At 67.9% G+C, this 14,630-nt stretch carries 16 protein-coding genes and 1 other RNA gene; 11 read left to right on the forward strand and 6 right to left on the reverse strand.

Annotated features, from left to right (window positions below; all coding sequences use genetic code 11):
• The first annotated feature begins 64 nt into the window (after positions 1–64).
• Positions 65–1,657: a DUF1996 domain-containing protein gene (locus GGQ59_RS13330; protein WP_183819430.1), complete on the forward strand. Its 1,593-nt coding sequence runs from the start codon at positions 65–67 to the stop codon at positions 1,655–1,657.
• Positions 1,658–1,880: 223 nt separating this feature from the next.
• On the opposite strand, the gene nusG is transcribed toward GGQ59_RS13330, so the two are convergent.
• Positions 1,881–2,417, reverse strand: coding sequence for a transcription termination/antitermination protein NusG (gene nusG / locus GGQ59_RS13335; RefSeq protein ID WP_183819432.1), 537 nt, complete (start codon positions 2,415–2,417; stop codon positions 1,881–1,883).
• A gap of 10 nt (positions 2,418–2,427) precedes the next feature.
• Positions 2,428–2,805, reverse strand: coding sequence for a preprotein translocase subunit SecE (gene secE, locus GGQ59_RS13340; RefSeq protein WP_183819434.1), 378 nt, complete (start codon positions 2,803–2,805; stop codon positions 2,428–2,430).
• 224 nt (positions 2,806–3,029) lie between these two features.
• On the opposite strand from secE, the gene GGQ59_RS13345 reads away from it, so the two are divergent.
• From GGQ59_RS13345 to GGQ59_RS13360, 4 genes are read left to right on the forward strand one after another with little or no spacing between them, the layout of a single operon-like run.
• A complete protein-coding gene (locus GGQ59_RS13345) occupies positions 3,030–4,043 on the forward strand; it encodes a hypothetical protein (protein WP_183819436.1) in 1,014 nt (337 codons plus the stop codon).
• Positions 4,044–4,053: 10 nt separating this feature from the next.
• Positions 4,054–4,818 carry a hypothetical protein gene (locus GGQ59_RS13350; RefSeq protein WP_183819438.1) on the forward strand — a complete coding sequence of 255 codons (765 nt, stop codon included), beginning with the start codon at positions 4,054–4,056 and terminating at the stop codon, positions 4,816–4,818.
• A gap of 14 nt (positions 4,819–4,832) precedes the next feature.
• Positions 4,833–5,900 carry a M4 family metallopeptidase gene (locus GGQ59_RS13355; protein WP_183819440.1) on the forward strand — a complete coding sequence of 356 codons (1,068 nt, stop codon included), beginning with the start codon at positions 4,833–4,835 and terminating at the stop codon, positions 5,898–5,900.
• Positions 5,900–6,232: a protealysin inhibitor emfourin gene (locus tag GGQ59_RS13360; protein WP_183819442.1), complete on the forward strand. Its 333-nt coding sequence runs from the start codon at positions 5,900–5,902 to the stop codon at positions 6,230–6,232. Before GGQ59_RS13355 ends, GGQ59_RS13360 begins: the two co-directional genes overlap by 1 nt.
• On the opposite strand, the gene GGQ59_RS13365 is transcribed toward GGQ59_RS13360, so the two are convergent.
• Complete coding sequence (locus GGQ59_RS13365; protein ID WP_183819444.1) at positions 6,229–7,440, reverse strand: FAD-dependent oxidoreductase; 1,212 nt, start codon at positions 7,438–7,440, stop codon at positions 6,229–6,231. The two genes, GGQ59_RS13360 and GGQ59_RS13365, sit on opposite strands and share 4 nt — an antisense overlap.
• Before the next feature lie 110 nt (positions 7,441–7,550).
• Between GGQ59_RS13365 and ssrS the strand changes: the two genes are divergently transcribed.
• Both ssrS and GGQ59_RS13375 read left to right on the forward strand, forming a co-directional pair.
• A non-coding RNA gene (gene ssrS / locus GGQ59_RS13370) (6S RNA) lies at positions 7,551–7,707 on the forward strand.
• Positions 7,708–7,716: 9 nt separating this feature from the next.
• Complete coding sequence (locus tag GGQ59_RS13375; RefSeq protein WP_183819446.1) at positions 7,717–8,313, forward strand: 5-formyltetrahydrofolate cyclo-ligase; 597 nt, start codon at positions 7,717–7,719, stop codon at positions 8,311–8,313.
• A gap of 58 nt (positions 8,314–8,371) precedes the next feature.
• Here GGQ59_RS13375 and GGQ59_RS13380 read toward each other — a convergent pair whose 3' ends face one another.
• Positions 8,372–8,899, reverse strand: coding sequence for a cell wall hydrolase (locus tag GGQ59_RS13380; protein ID WP_183819448.1), 528 nt, complete (start codon positions 8,897–8,899; stop codon positions 8,372–8,374).
• A 154-nt stretch (positions 8,900–9,053) separates the two neighbouring features.
• Here GGQ59_RS13380 and rarD point away from each other — a divergent pair, with 154 nt between their 5' ends.
• Entirely contained in the window at positions 9,054–9,974 is a 921-nt protein-coding gene (gene rarD / locus GGQ59_RS13385) for an EamA family transporter RarD (protein ID WP_183819451.1), read from the forward strand.
• Positions 9,975–10,145: 171 nt separating this feature from the next.
• Here rarD and GGQ59_RS13390 read toward each other — a convergent pair whose 3' ends face one another.
• On the reverse strand, positions 10,146–10,484 hold the full coding sequence (locus GGQ59_RS13390) for a DUF6476 family protein (protein WP_183819453.1): 339 nt from the start codon (positions 10,482–10,484) through the stop codon (positions 10,146–10,148).
• 44 nt (positions 10,485–10,528) lie between these two features.
• On the opposite strand from GGQ59_RS13390, the gene GGQ59_RS13395 reads away from it, so the two are divergent.
• From GGQ59_RS13395 to rpoH, 3 genes are all read left to right on the forward strand, one after another.
• Entirely contained in the window at positions 10,529–11,539 is a 1,011-nt protein-coding gene (locus GGQ59_RS13395) for an RluA family pseudouridine synthase (RefSeq protein ID WP_183819455.1), read from the forward strand.
• 42 nt (positions 11,540–11,581) lie between these two features.
• A complete protein-coding gene (locus GGQ59_RS13400; protein WP_183819457.1) occupies positions 11,582–12,520 on the forward strand; it encodes a hypothetical protein in 939 nt (312 codons plus the stop codon).
• Between the two features lie 178 nt (positions 12,521–12,698).
• A complete protein-coding gene (gene rpoH / locus GGQ59_RS13405; RefSeq protein ID WP_183819556.1) occupies positions 12,699–13,580 on the forward strand; it encodes an RNA polymerase sigma factor RpoH in 882 nt (293 codons plus the stop codon).
• Between the two features lie 39 nt (positions 13,581–13,619).
• Here rpoH and GGQ59_RS13410 read toward each other — a convergent pair whose 3' ends face one another.
• Complete coding sequence (locus tag GGQ59_RS13410) at positions 13,620–14,456, reverse strand: alpha/beta fold hydrolase (protein WP_183819459.1); 837 nt, start codon at positions 14,454–14,456, stop codon at positions 13,620–13,622.
• Positions 14,457–14,630 lie beyond the last annotated feature (174 nt).

A 14,630-nucleotide genomic window follows, 5' to 3' on the forward strand; every position in this document is an offset into this window, starting at 1 on the left:
GCGACGCGATGCAACCAGTGTGGATGGACCCTTCGTAGGGTTCTCTCTCCAAGGACATCGCCTCATGACACTTCTATCCCCCTACTGGCGGCAGAAGCCGCGCGGACCGCTCTTGTGCGGCGCCAGCCTTCTTTCCAGCTTCGCCATGTTGTCGGTTGCGCCGGCGACGGCCGCCTCGGACTTCGCATCGATCGAGTTCCACGATTCGAATACGGGCGGTCTGATCACGCGCGTCGCCGACGGGAACGAGGTCGCGCTTCCTAGTACGGACAAAGTCCGGATGAAGATCGTGCCGAACGAGGGCCAGACGATCGGCTCGATCCAGGTCGACGTGGTCTACGGCGAGTCGAAAGAATGCTGGCCGGAAGACGGCAGCCATTGGCGGTTCGACGACGACGACGCTCCCTTCGAGCTCGCGATCCCGGCAACTCAAGATTGCCGTTACAACATCAGGGTCTGGAAGGACGAGTGGAGATACTCGTCATACCTCGGAACGTTCGACAAGTTCCAGGTCCGCATCGACGACGACGTCGTGGTCGCCGCGCCGAAACCCGCCCCCGAACCGCAGTCCGAACCTCAGTCCGAACCGTCGCAGAAGTCCGCCACGAACCGCCATTCCGTCACGCAAGGGACCGACCGATCCTCGCGGATGATCTTGGGTTCGAAGGGTAGCCGCGGCAATCACGGCGTTCGGGTCTGGTGCCCTGTCTCTCACTTCGCCTATGACGATCCGATCGTCCTGCCGGGACAGCCGGGCAAGTCGCACCTGCACATGTTCATCGGCAACACGAGCACGAACGCTCACAGCACCTACGCATCGTTGAAAGCCGCGCCGCGCAGCTCGTGCGAGGGCGGAACGAACCTCAAATCGTCCTATTGGATGCCGGCGGCCTACAACGCCAAGAACGAGGTGATGATCCCCGAGAACGTCTTCATGTACTACAAGACCTTCTTGCCGGGGAAGACGCCGGACGTTCTGCCCGACGGCATGGTCAAGAAGATCCCCGAGGGCCTGGAGATGTTGGCCCTGAAGCAGACGAAGAACGCCGAAGACTACTACATCCAGAGCATGGCCAACGGCAGAGGCATGCTGAAGTTCGTCCTGAGCTTCCCGACCTGCGTAGCCGTGGACGGGTCCGGCAAGCCGGTCCTTCGCTATCAGGACATGCCTGGCGATGCGGCGAAGGTGAAGAATAGTAACGTCGCCTACCAGGCGGGGAACACCGGCACGTCCAACTCCTGCCCCAAGAGCCACCCTTACCGCATTCCCGAACTGATCATGCACGTCGTGTACGACACGCCGTTCACGAGTGACTGGTACCTCGCGTCCGACAAGATGATGAACGCGAAGAAGGGGAGCACGTTGCACGCGGACTACATCGCGGCGTGGGACGAAGAGTCCATGAACCGGGTGGTCGCCTGCAACCTTCAGTCCCGGCCTTGCGAATTCAAGGAAGAGAAGGGTGGTCGCCTCATCGGGCGGGGCCAGCTTCAAGACCGGTTCTACGACGAAAACGGCGTCAAGGTCTACGACTACAGCAGTGTGCTGAACAAGAATACCGACCGCACGCCGTTCGGGTCAGGACTGAAAACCATGATGGATACGATCGGCGGCATGGAACTGCTCGACGAGACCACCGACACTCTCGGTCTATAAGGCAGTACAAGGCGAGACCGGATTGACATCCGGTCCGCCAGATTGGGGGCGCCGCGTATTGGGGGAGAGGCGCGGCGCCCCCCACGTCGCAAGGACGTGCGGTGACACACACCGATGAGGGGCGCTTACGCCCGCCCTTCTTGCTCTACAACAAAAATCCGATCACGGAATTGAGGGTTAACGCGGACTTCGCCGCGCTTAGAGCCGCGCCCGGGCGAGCGGGTCAGCTGACCTTGTCGACCTGGCTGTAGTCGAGCTCCACCGGCGTCGCACGACCGAAGATCGATACCGACACCTTCAGGCGCGCCGCTGCTTCGTCTACGTCTTCGACCACGCCGGAGAAGCTCGCAAACGGCCCATCGATAACCTTCACCGTCTCGCCGACATCGTAGAGAACCGAAGGACGCGCGGGCATCGCCTCGCCCTCTTCGACCTGGCCGAGGATGCGGTCGACTTCCTTTTGGCTGACGGGAAGAGGCTTCTTCCCCGACCCTAGGAAGCCGGTGACCTTCGGCACGTTGTTGACGATGTGGAAGGTCTGATCGTTCATGACCATCTTCACGAGGACGTAGCCCGGGAAGAACCGGCGCTCGACCTCCTGAGTGCGGCCGCGCCGCGTCTCCTTCACCGTGTCGGAGGGAACGAGGATCTCCTCGACCTGATCGCCGAGCCCCTTCTCGTCGGCAGACTGACGAATACCGTCAGCGACCTTCTTCTCGAAGTTGGAGTAAGCTTGGACGATGTACCACTTGGCGGACACGGGCAGCCTCCTAGAAGCTGATGTTGAGGATGAGCGGCACGACCGTCCGCAGGATCTGATCGACGGCGAAGAAGAAGAGCGACATGATCACGACCATGACCAGAACCATGAGGGTCGAAATCAGGGTCTCGTTGCGCGAGGTCCAGGTGATCTTGCGGGCCTCCGCACGGACCTGAGAGAAGAACTCGACCGGCCCGACCTTCTTGCGGGGCCGCGCGCCGCTCTCGGACCGTCCGGTCCTTCGCGTCGGCTGCTCGGTCGCGGGCACGGGTGCCACGGCGCCGAGGGCTGGGTTCTGCGCGCCCGTCGCTGCGGCGACGTTGGCACGCGCGGTCCGGCCGGCAGCGGCGCGCTGTTCGGTCTTCCGGCGGTTCTTCGACTTCGGCATAGCCTCGCCTTACTTAGCGGCCCGGACAGCCGCCCTCGTGCGCTCGGCGCGGTTGGGAAGCCCTCATTTCCGGGGAGGGTTGGGGATAGCGTGGGATGCGCGCATGTCAAGTTCAAGGGTTGGGTCGGCCCCCGATCCGACGGCCGGGGGCCTGAAGGTCGCGTTCGACCCGCCCCGTGAAGAGGCGTAGCGTTGAGCGTAGCCACGTTAGGGGTCTTCGTCGGTTGGGTCGCCTCGTCCTTCATACCGTTTTGATGGGCGCCGCGCTCGGCGCATGTGCACTGAATGCGGCTCGGCTCGAGGCCGGTCATGAGGTCGCAGAGCGAAGCAACTATGCGCTCGCGGCCGCGCATGCCTACTTCGACGCCATCGAGGCGCGCAGAACCGAAGCCGCTGCGGCCCTGGTCGCGAGCGATCCGAGCTGCCTGCCGATCTCGCCCCTGGTCATTCAGATCCCTGCCGCGCCCCTGCCGCCGTCCGGCGCCGCCCCCTTGTGTGTCGGTGAGGATGGTCCGGCCCCCGGGTACGAAGCCTTCCCGATCACGCTCGGCGCCAGCCCTCGCGCAGTGCTCGCGCCCCGGATCGAACTCCTGACGGCCATCGCGGACTACGCCGGTGCGCTCGCCGCGATCCTCGACGCCCCGAAGACCGACGTGAGCGCCCTCCTCGCGGACGCAGCGGCGAAACTCGAAGAGACACGGCGATTCGCCAACTTCGTCGGCGGATCTGACCTGCCGAGCCCTGCCGACGCCGTGAGCGGCAACCAAGGTCAAGCGCTCCTGGCGCTGTTCGCCTTCGTCGAAGACCTGGCTCGTGAGGGCCGCGACGCCGATCGGGTCCGGGCCCTCGTCGAGGAACGCGGCGCCGTCGTCGACGAGGCGCTGACCCTCCTCGAGGCGCAGGTCCGTGACTGGGCGCGAGGCAGCGCCTCTACGGCGGACGACCTCTACGGAAACGCGCTGTTCCGGACCTACGACCGCTACCGCGAGGACATGACGCCCCAGGCCCGAGAAGCGCTCGCCGCTCGGATCTTCGCCGCCCGCGCTGCCGCTGCGGAAGGTCCTCTTCGCGCGGCCGCCGTCGCCGACGCGATCGGTCTCGTCGAAGAAGCGCAAGCGGAGCTTCGGGCCCTCTTGGACGAACCCTCGGAGGCGGTAAGGCAGGCCGCGGCGCGGCGGAACCTCGACCGGGTGCTGACCGCCCTCGGCCTCGTCGCGAACCTCGCAAACCCTCTATAAGGAGTCCCGAATGACGAGTGCGACCGAAGCGGTCCGAAGCGTGGACGCCCTCGCCTCCCAGCTTCAGGCGGCCTTGCAGGACGGGCGGTTCACGGCGTTCCGGGAACGCCTCTTCGGCCTGCGTACGGTGCTCGGCGATGCGCGGGAGCGGTTCATGGCGGAGCACGCCGGCGACCTTCGCGAGAAGCCGGCCTATGCCCGTATTCAGGACCGGGCGCTGCAAGGCACGCAGCTCGGTGACGGCCTGACGCCGGACGAGAGTTCGCTGAGCCAGTATGGCCGGGCGGTCGAGCGGGTGATCGCCGCTCTCACCGCACCCGGTGCCCCGCCCAACGATCTGCGAGGCGCTCTGAGGCTCGGGACGACCATCCCGCTCGGGCGGAGCGTGGCGGGAGGCCCACCGACGCAGCGGCGGGGCGCGGAGCCTTACTACACCAGCCTCGTGAAGCTCTTTCCGGTCGAGGCGGTGACGCTCTACCCCCTCGCCGTCAGCATCGCGGAGGGAAGCGCTGCGGTCAGGCTCGTCCTACTCGCGATCATCTGCGCCTTCGTGGTCGCGCTTCGATATTTCGGTACGCAGGAGGAGATGCAGGGGCGGGCGGACTTTCCGGCGATCGGCGTCGCGATCGTGTCGTTTCTCCTCTACGCCGCCTCGCTCGGCGGGTTCGGTCAGCTGCCGGGCGGCGAAGAGCAGACCACGGAGGTGTTCGCCTTCATTACCGTGATGTGGGTGGCGCTCGTCCCCTTCGTCCTGCGACGTCGTCCGCCGACCTGACCGAGGAGCTGCCCATGTGCCGAACGCCCCTACACTGCATCCTGCCGCCTTACATCCTGACACGGATCGCGCAGCACGGAACGCCCGCCGCGCAGCGGCGCGCTCTGCATCAACTGCTCGCGGACCCCACCTTGCGCATCGTCAGGGCGAGCACGGCGGGGCCGATACGCGGACAAGTGGCGCGCCTGCGTGCCGCGGCGGACACGACGCCGCCCCCGACGCCGCTGCGGACGATCAGGGACGCCGGCGGCACGATGCAGGCGCCTGGTCCCGGCGTCGCTCGGCGGGAGGGCGAGGCGCCCACCGGCGACGCTGCCGTTGACGAAGCCTATGAGGGGCTCGGCGCGACCTTCGACCTCTACTGGCACGCCTATGAACGCAACTCGATTGACGGCGAAGGCCTTCCGCTCGACGCCACCGTGCACTACGGTCAGGACTACGCCAACGCGTTCTGGGACGGACGCCAGATGGTCTTCGGCGACGGGGACGGAGAGTACTTCAGGCGCTTCACGATTGCTGTAGACATCATGGGGCACGAGCTGACCCACGGGGTGATCGAGGCCGAGGCGGGGCTCGCCTACTACAATCAGTCGGGCGCCCTCAACGAAAGCCTGGCGGACGTGTTCGGCGCCCTCGTGAAGCAGCGTGCCCTCGGTCAGAGTGCGGAACGAGCCGACTGGCTGATCGGGGCGGGCCTCTTCACCGACGCGGTGAACGGTAGCGCCCTGCGCTCTATGGCGGAGCCGGGAACGGCGTTCGACGATCCGGTGCTCGGTCGCGACCCGCAACCGGCGCATATGGACGACTTCGTCTTCACGTTGGAGGACAATGGCGGGGTCCACGTCAACTCCGGCATACCGAACAAGGCCTTCCACCTCGCCGCGCTGTCGATCGGCGGGAACGCCTGGGACGGCGCGGGGCGCGTCTGGTACCATGCGCTTCTCGATCCGCTCGTCACGGCGAACACGGACTTCGCGGGCTTCGCGCGGGTGACGGCTCGCGTGGCGGAGCGGCTTTACGGCCGCGACAGCGAGGAGGCGACGGCGGTCGGCGATGCCTGGGCCGCGGTCGGGGTGGTGTGATGGGCACGGACGGCACCCCGGTCTCGGGCGAGGCGAGCCTCACGGTCGAGGGGGGCGTCGCCGTGTTTCCGGGCCTGTCGCGAACGCGGACCTTGCGGCTCGAGGCGCTGCCCGTGGCCGAGGCGCGCGCCGTCGAGGAGCTCGCGCGGCGGGCCGCGTTCTTCGACGGCGCCGAAACGACCCCGGCCCCCGCCCGTCCCGACGCGCGGACCTATCGGCTCTGCCTGACGATCGGCGGACGGCGGCGGGAACGCTGCATCGCCGAGCCCGTTGCCGATCCCGCCCTCGCCGAGCTCATCGCCTGCGTGCAGCGGCTGACCCGCTCCGCCTAGAGCAGGCTGCGAAGGTTCGTATCCGGATCGGCGACCACGGCCGGATCGACCGGCTTGCCGTTCTGCAAGAGCTTCTGTCCCGAGACGAAGGCGACCGGATCGTTGATCGCGTCGACCGCGAGCAGGACATCGCCCCCGAAGTACCAGACGGAGAAGCTGCCGCTGCTCGGCTCACCGCGTAGGACATAGTGGTCCGAACCCTCGGACAGCCCGACCGTCTGAAGCTTGGTATCGTACTGGTCCGACCAGAACCAGGGCAGCGGGTCGTAGGCGGCGTTCCCGCCCGCCATGTTCGTCGCGACCACCTTCGCCTGTTCGATGGCGTTGGGGACGGACTCGAGGCGCAGGCGCTTTGCGTAGCGGGCGGAGGGAAAGTTGGTGCAGTCCCCCGCCGCCCAGACGTGCGGCGCGCTGGTCCGCCCCTGCTCGTCCACCAGAATGCCGTTCGACGTCTCGATCCCGGCGAGGTCCGCGAGGCCCGTGGCGGGCACGGCGCCGATGCCGACGAGGGCAGCGGCGCACTCGACGATCTCGCCCGAAGACAAGCGGGCGGCCGTGACGCCGTCCGCGTTGCAGACGAAGGCCGAGAGCTGCTCGCCGAAGCGGAAGGCGACGCCCGCCTCTTCGTGCAACGACTGATAGAAGGCCGAGACCGGCTCGGAAGCGACGCGGGCGAGGACGCGGGGCGCCATCTCGACGACGACCACCTCCCGCCCCGCGCCGCGTAGGACCGAAGCGACCTCGAGGCCGATATAGCCCGCTCCGACGACGACGACCGCGCCGTCGCCCGCGAGCAGCGTACGCAGGCGTTCCGCGTCGGCATGCGTGCGGAGGTAGTGGACGTTCCCGCACTCGCCGCCCGCAACGGCGAGGTGGCGCGGCGGCGCGCCGGTGGCGAGGAGAAGCTCGTCATATGCCAGCCTCTCGTCACCCACCGAGACGCTGCGTGCGTCCGGGTCGATCGCGGTGACACGCTCGCCGAGGCGCAGCGTGATGCCCTTCTGCTCGTAGAAGGCTTCCGTCCGCAGATAGAGGCGGTCGGGCGCGTCTCGCCCCTTGAGGTGCGCCTTGGACAGCGGGGGCCGCTGGTAAGGGGGGTGGGCTTCCTCGCCGATCAGGACGACCTCGCCGTCATAGCCCGACGCGCGCAGCGAGATCGCCGCCTGCGCTCCTGCCTGACCCGCGCCCACGATCACGATCCGATTCACGGCGCGCCTCCTTCCTGCTGAGACCGGCATAACGGTGCGCAAACGTCGCGGCCACCCATCCGATTTCGTCGCCGGACCGCTTGCCGCGCGTCCCGCGCCTTCCTACCTTGCGCGAGCTGCCCGGCTCGTCAGGACGGATTTCCCCGGGGCCTTAAGTTCTCGTTCGGGAGCTGCCTCTGTTCTGGACCGTGGTCCGTTTCACGCGGCGCCCACCTGGCCGTTGTGGTCCAGGGCGAAACAGTGTCCAACGGCCGGCGCGGCGCCTATAGTCTTCTCATGCTGGCACCTGTCCCCCTGCTCGATTGGAAGGCCGTCTTTCGCAAGCGTGCGAAGAAGACGCGCGCCCGTGCCGCCCTGGCCCAGCCGGGCGCTGCGAAGTTCGCCGCCAACCACTTCCTGACCGCGCTCGATCCGCAGGCGGGGAGCACGGTCGCGCTCTACTCGCCGCTCGGTGACGAGCTCGACACGGCCCCGTTGGCTCAGGCCCTCGCGGAGCGCGGCGTCGCCGTCGCGCTGCCGGTCGTCGCGGCCAAGGGTCAGCCGCTCACCTTCCGCCTCTTCGAGGTCGACAAGCCGCTGATCGAAGGCGCCTACGGCGTCAGGGAACCGGGGCCGGACGCGCCTGAGCGTCGGCCGGACATCGTCGTCACCCCCCTCCTCGCCGCGCGCCGCGCCGACGGCGCCCGGCTCGGCATGGGCGGCGGCTACTACGACCGGACGCTCGCGGCCCTCCGCGAAGACGGCGCGGTCGTCGCGGTGGGTTACGGCTACGGCGATCAGCTGACGGACAGGTTCCCCGTGGCGCCGCACGACCAGTTCCTCGACTGGTTCGTCTCGGAGCGCGGGGCGGTGCGGTTCGACCGGCGGCGGTAGGTCACACGCCTCCGCCCCCCGGCTTTATGACCTTACGAGGTCGCCGAGCGGTTTTCCTTCACTCCGCGTAGAAGGCGTGCTGACCGATCGTCGCCGTCCGGCGGAAGGCGTTCGCCCAGCTCGGCGTGGCGCCGATGTTGTGAAAGTAGGTCGCGCCGTTCGTGGGATCGGGCGCACCCGCGAGGACCGCCTTTGCGACCGCCTCGGCCTTCTCGAAGGCCTCGGGCTCGGTGGGCTCGTCGGGGCGGCCGTCGCACCACCAGCTGAACTGGCAGCTGCCGGTCTCGCTGCCTTGCTTGATCACGGCGCAGACGTCGCTCGGAAACCCCGGCGCCTTCACGCGGTTCATCACGACGGCGCCGACGGCGCGCATCGCTTCGTCGCCCTCCCCGCGCGCCTCGTGATAGATCGCGGTCGCAAGACAAGAGAGCGGCGTCGCCATCGCGCTCGCCGGCGCCGGCTCGGGCTGTGCTCGCGCCTCGGCGACCGGCTGCGGCGCGGGTCTCGGCGAGGGCCGCTCCGGCGTCGTCTGACAGGCGGCAAGCGCGACGAGCGCCGCTCCCGCCGCGATGGTGCGAGTTGTCATGGCGGTTCTTGCGCTCCGTTCCCGATCTGTCGCCGGCCCCCGCCGCTGCGGGAGGGTCTCGCATGGCGAGGCGCGACCGATCAATCGTGCCGCGCTTGCCGGTTGCAGCGCATCGCAGCGCGGGGCATGCGGCGTCTCCAAGCCGCGAGGTAGCATGCCGACCGAATCCGAGAACGAAGTGCGCACCGGCGTCCTCGCCGCGACGGCCGCCTACCTCATGTGGGGCTTCTTTCCCCTCTACTTCATCGTGCTGCGCGGGGTGCCGTCGGCCGAGCTTCTGGTCCACCGCATCCTGTTCTCCGTGCCCCTCGGCCTCGCCATCATCTTGATGCGCGGCCAGTGGAGTGAGGTGCGGCGAGGCCTGAGCGACATCCGGATCCTGACCGCGCTCGCCGTCTCTTCGGTATTCATCGCGGCGAACTGGCTGGTCTACATCATCGCGGTCCAGCACCAGCACATCTTCCAGGCCTCGCTCGGCTACTACATCAACCCGCTGATCTACGTGCTGGTCGGCGTCGTGCTGCTCGGCGAAAGGCTGCGGCCGGGTCAGATCACGGCGGTGGCGCTGGCGACGGTGGGGGTCCTGATCCTGACCGTTTATGGCGGGACCTTCCCCGTTGTGAGCCTGACCCTCGCGATCAGCTTCACCATCTACGGCTACGTGCGCAAGCGAGCCTCGATCGGCGCCATGCCGGGCCTCTTCATCGAGACGGTCCTCTTGGCCCCCATCGCGGCGGTCGCTTTGTTCTTTATGGTGACGCGGGGGGACGCGGCGATCGAGACGGCGGGGCCGGGCCTCGTCCTGCTCCTCGCCTTCGCGGGGCCCGCGACGGTGATTCCGCTGCTCTGCTTCGCGATCGGGGCACGCAGGCTGACCCTCGCCACGCTCGGCTTCCTCCAGTTCATCGGACCGACGATCCAGTTCCTGATCGGCCTGGCGGACGGTGAGCCCTTCACCTTCGCCCACAAGCTCTGCTTCGGCTTCATCTGGAGCGCGGCGGCGATCTTCGCCTGGGACGCCTGGCGGACCCATGCGAGGCCTATGCGGCCCGCGCCTGTCGGCGAGGTCGACTGAGGGCCGTAAGAGAGAGAGGAAACTGGGCGGGGCGCCTCGAGGGGGAACGAGGGGAACGGCGCCCCGCCGGGCCGGATCGCTCCGACCGTGAAGGCGAGATGGGGCGGCCAGGCACGAAGGAAAGGGGCCTGGCTGGCCGCTACGCGTTAACTGTTGGTTAAGCTAACAGATTCACCGATCCGTGACCTGATCGTTCGCATCGATAATCGGAACGCTGCGTTGCGTACCGTCGCGTATGTCGATGAAAACGATCCGTCCCCGCCCGGTCTCGGACCCGCCCTCGATCACGAACATGGCCGTTTCGGCGCCGAGGTCCTGCGCCGTGATGCTTTCTCCTGCCCTCAGCGCGAGGGGCGGCAGGTCCGCCGCCTGTCCGCCGCCAGACCGGGTGACGAGCAAGGTGACGAGCAGGGCGAGCCCGCCGATGAGCAAGAGCCCCAGACCCGCTGCGACGCCCTTCAGGACGGCGAGGTTCGGCGGGGGCGGTGCTGGCGCGTCGGACGAGGTCATGCCGCCCATTTGACACGCGCTGCGCCCGCGCGCACCCCCATGCCATGAGCGAGACGAGGACCTTCGAAGCCGACGAGACCGCACGGGGCGAGCGCGTGGACCGCTGGCTCACGGCGCAGCTCGCCCCGCTGACGCGAACCCGGGTCAAAGCGATGATCGAGGGCGGGGCGATGTCGGTGAACGGCGCCGTCCATACCGACCCCTCGGCCAAGCTGAAGGGCGGCGAGGCCATCGTGGTGACGCCGCCGCCGGTCGAGGACCCGGAGCCCCAGCCAGAGGACATCGCGCTCGACGTCCTGTTCGAGGACGCGCACCTCATCGTCCTCGACAAGCCTGCGGGGCTGGTCGTGCACCCCGCCGCGGGCAACTGGACCGGGACGCTGGTCAACGCCCTTCTCCACCATTGCGCAGGCTCCCTGTCGGGCATCGGCGGCGTCGCGCGACCGGGCATCGTGCACCGGCTCGACAAGGACACGTCCGGCGTCATGGTCGTCGCCAAGACCGACGAGGCGCATCAGGGGCTGACGCAGCTGTGGCAGGCCCACGACGTCGAACGCGCCTACCTCGCGGTCTGCCACGGCAGCCCCCGCCCCTCGGTCGGCACGATCGAACTGCCGCTCAGGCGGGCGGCGGGCGACAAGCGCAAGCAGGCGGTCGCGCGCTGGGACGACGAGGGGGCTCGCGAGGCGATCACGCACTTCCGCCGCCTCGAAGGCTACGGCGCAGGGCGCGCGAAGCTGCCCGGCGAGACGGTGGCAAGCTTGGTCGAATGCAGGCTCGAGACGGGTCGGACCCACCAGATCCGCGTGCACATGGCGCATGTCGGCCATCCGCTGGTCGGCGACCAGACCTACGGCCGATCGGGCCTCGCCGGACTGAGGCCCGAAGACGAACCGGCAGAACGCGCGCTCAAGACCGTCGCGGGCTTCAAGCGCCAGGCCCTGCACGCGGCCGTGCTCGGCTTCGAGCACCCCGTGACCGGCGAGGACCTCCGCTTCGAAACCGCGCCGCCCGGCGACTTCCGGGCCCTGACCGAGGCGTTGAGCGCACTTTAACGCCGGGGGCGGCAGGTGACCCGAATGAGAAGGGGGTTGAGGATGCGGGCTCAGACGGTGGTAGCGGGCTTCGTCCTTTTGCTGACCCTGGCCTGCGCCGGGGCGCCGCGGGCCTTGGCCGACGCCGAGGCGAACGCGGACACCGCCCCGCGCGACGGCCTGCGCTTCGTCGCCCTCGCGGATCACATCGACGCCGATAACGGCCGCGCGGCGGCGGCCTACCTCATCGGCGAGATGCGCGGAGTGGTCCCCGGCTCCGTTCTGCCGGACGACCAGGAGCTGTTCTCTTACTACAAGGACGGCGCGGCGGACTATTCCGTCTCGTTCTTCAACGAACTCGACTTCTCGGGCGTCGCCTTCGACAAGCCCCAGACCGCGACCTTGATCACGGACCGGCACGTCTTGTTCGCTGGCCATTTCACCCGTCAGCCCGGTGCGACACTGAGCTTCTTCGCCAAGGACAGCTCACGCGTGGACCGGACGGTGAAGGCGCTGCGCAGGGTCGGCAAAGCGCCTCGGGCCGATGATCGGGGCGAGGCGGACATCGACCTGACCGTCGGCCTGCTCGACGAGCCGGTCCCGGCGAAGATCGCGGTCTACCCGCTGCTCGACGTCGCCTTCCCCACGCTTGCCGGCCTCTACGGACGCCAAGTGCCGGTCATCGTCACGAACAGGCGGCGCCGGGCGAGCATCTCCACCCTCAACGTGCAGACCTCCATCGACCGCGGCTACACCTACCAGACCTACAAGCTCGGCAGCGAGCCGCTGTCACTGCCAGAGGACTGGTCCTACAGGCCGCGCAAGGGCGATTCGGGCAACCCGTCCTTCTACGTGGTCGATGGCGAGCTCGTCCTCGCCTCGACCTTCTCCAACGCGGCGGGCGCCGGGAACGGTCCGAACCTCGCCTACGAGCCGGTTCAGCAACGCATCCAGGCGGCGATCGACGCGCTGAACGCCGAGGCGGAGGAGGCACCGCGTTGAACGCCCTTTCAACCTCCCGCACTCGTCACCATATGTCGCAGCGAGACGATGGGGCGCTCGCGTGTTGCACTCTTGAACGCGAGCCGGGACGAAAGACACCAAGATGGCGAACGCACTGACCACAACGCGCGGCAACGCGCCCGCGAAGGCGCCGCGGACGAACGCGCCGAGCACGGGCATGGCCCTGACGCCCGAGGGCGGGCTGTCGCGCTACCTCTCCGAGATCCGGAAGTTTCCGATGCTCGAGAAGGAGCAGGAGTACATGCTCGCCAAGCGCTACTTGGAGCATGACGACCCGGACGCGGCGCAGCAGCTGATCCAGAGCCACCTGCGGCTCGTGGCGAAGATCGCCATGGGCTATCGCGGCTACGGCCTGCCCACGGGCGAAGTCATCTCCGAGGGCAATGTCGGCCTGATGCAGGCGGTCAAGAAGTTCGATCCCGACAAGGGGTTCCGCCTCTCGACCTACGCCATGTGGTGGATCAGAGCCGCGATCCAGGAGTACATCCTGCGCTCGTGGAGCCTCGTGAAGATCGGCACCACGGCGGCGCAGAAGAAGCTGTTCTTCAACCTGCGCAAGATGAAGGGCCAGATCGACGCGATCGAGGAAGGCGAGCTTCGGCCCGAGCACATCGAGCACATCGCGACCAAGCTCGGGGTGAAGGAAGAGGAAGTGATCTCCATGAACCGGCGCATGTCGGGCGGGGACAACTCCCTCAACGCGCCGATGCGCGCGGGCGAGGACGGCGGCTCTGCCGAATGGCAGGACTGGCTCGTCGACGAGCAGGCCGTCAACGCCGAGGCCATGCTGGTCCAGGACGACGAGTTCGACACCCGGATGGAGCTCCTGCAGCAGGCCATGGCGGGCCTCAACGACCGCGAACGGCACATCCTGACGGAGCGGCGTCTGACCGAAGAGCCGCGCACGCTTGAGGACCTCTCGACCGAGTACGGCGTCAGCCGCGAGCGCATCCGCCAGATCGAGGTCCGTGCCTTCGAGAAGCTTCAGAAGGCGATGAAGAAGCTCGACAAGGACATGCGGGCGGACACGCTGCACTGACGCTGGAGGCAAGACGACTGCGTCTTGCCTGCCGTCCCCCTAAGCCCGGACGAAGTCCAACAGGTCGGCGTTCAATACGTCCGGGTTCAAGGTCAGCATGCCGTGCGACAGACCTTGGTAAGTCTTCAGCGTGCCGTTCTCGAGCAGTTCGATGGACTTGTACGCCGCGTCGTGGATCGGGACGATCTGGTCGTCTTCGCCGTGCAGCACGAGGGTGGGCACGCCGATCGAACGCAGGTCCTCCGTCTGGTCGGTCTCCGAGAAGGCTTTGATACCGTCATAGTGGGCCTTGGCGCTGCCCATCATGCCCTGGCGCCACCAGTTGTCGATGACGCCTCGCGACGGCGTCGCCCCCTCACGGTTGTAGCCGTAGAAGGGCCCTGCCGCGACGTCGTGGTAGAACTGGGCCCTGTTCGCCTGGAGCGCCTCGCGGAAGCCATCGAACACCTCGATCGGCAAGCCCTCGGGGTTCGACGCGGTCCGAAGCATCAGGGGCGGCACGGCTGAGACCAGCACGGCCTTGGCGGTCCGGCCCGAGGGCTCTCCGAACTTCGCGACGTAGCGCGCGACCTCCCCGCCACCGGTCGAGTGGCCGATGTGGACGACGCCCGTCAGGCCGAGTTCCTCTACCACGGCGAACGCGTCGGCGGCGTAGTGGTCCATGTCGTGCCCCGCCCAAACCTGAGCGGAGCGGCCATGGCCCCGCCGGTCGTGCGCCACGACGCGGTAGCCGTGCTGCAGGAAGAACAGGAGCTGGCTGTCCCAGTCGTCCGCCGAGAGCGGCCAGCCATGATGGAACATGACGGGCGGAGCGTCCTTCGGGCCCCAGTCCTTATAGAAGATGTCGACGCCGTCCGATGTGGTCACGAAGGGCATGGTCCGTATCCTTCACGCTCAAAGGGTTGAGGGACTGTCCTCCGGTCACGGAACAGGGCCTCGCTCGTCCGGGCTTGGAGGGCCGAGGCGGTAGAGCGAACGCCCGCTGGCTTCGCGGGGCGCGCGCCGAACCCGAACCCGAACAAACCGAGCCAGTCGATCACGGACCTGACC

Source organism: Parvularcula dongshanensis (assembly GCF_014199615.1).
Lineage (GTDB): Bacteria > Pseudomonadota > Alphaproteobacteria > Caulobacterales > Parvularculaceae > Parvularcula > Parvularcula dongshanensis.